The sequence below is a fragment of the Pseudoalteromonas sp. S1609 genome (assembly GCF_005887255.1).
GTDB lineage: Bacteria > Pseudomonadota > Gammaproteobacteria > Enterobacterales > Alteromonadaceae > Pseudoalteromonas.
On the sequence record NZ_PNDJ01000126.1, the window covers coordinates 1 to 344 of the forward strand.

The 344-nt window shown below is 42.2% G+C and carries 1 protein-coding gene; it reads left to right on the top strand.

Annotated elements, in window-relative coordinates:
* On the top strand, positions 1-344 hold a 344-nt coding region (locus CWB76_RS19020), incomplete at both ends, for a mechanosensitive ion channel family protein (RefSeq protein ID WP_138609683.1).

A 344-nucleotide genomic window follows, 5' to 3' on the forward strand; every position in this document is an offset into this window, starting at 1 on the left:
CAGATGCAGTGCATTTATTCACGCGTTTTTATTTCATTTTAAGTATTGCGATTTTACTTTTTACCTCCCTTGAGGTGCTCAACATTCCATTAACCGCATTTGCCTTTGTATCGGGTGCCATTGCCATCGGTGTGGGGTTCGGTGCACAAAATATTATTAATAACTTTATTAGTGGCTGGATATTAATGTGGGAGCGGCCAATCCGTATTGGCGACTTTTTAGAGGTTGGCACTGCTAAGGGGGTGGTTGAAACCATTAATACTCGCTCTACTCGTATTCGCAGGAACGACGGTGTTCATATGCTGATACCCAATAGCCAGTTATTAGAAAACACAGTTACCAAC